This is a genomic window from Dyella sp. ASV21 (assembly GCF_016428975.1).
GTDB lineage: Bacteria > Pseudomonadota > Gammaproteobacteria > Xanthomonadales > Rhodanobacteraceae > Dyella.
The window spans coordinates 1-255 of record NZ_JAELTT010000422.1 but is presented as its reverse complement, the minus strand read 5'-3'; the positions used below and the strand labels follow the sequence as shown (position 1 = coordinate 255).

Genomic DNA, 255 nt, shown 5'->3' with positions numbered 1-255 from the left:
CCAGCTTTACCAACTTGCGACCATGGGTATGCACCCAACGCTCCAAAGGTACGAATAAGTCACCGAGTTCGTTGAATAGGGGGCGCGGCATCAGCCAGAACGAGCCGCTCTTGTCTAGGGTCTGCCCATTGCGAGTGCAATGAAGGGAAAAGCCGGAGGGTGCATCAGAGATCAAGGATCGCTGATATGTGCTGTCGCTTTGAATATCCTCACGGCAAAGCAGCTTCACGATGGCGCGCGCCTTAGCGCGACCGT

The 255-nt window shown here is 55.7% G+C and carries 1 protein-coding gene; it reads right to left on the bottom strand.

What is annotated here, in order from left to right:
* On the bottom strand, positions 1–229 hold a 229-nt coding region (locus JHD67_RS22975; protein ID WP_233172192.1), incomplete at its 3' end, for a hypothetical protein.
* Positions 230–255 lie beyond the last annotated feature (26 nt).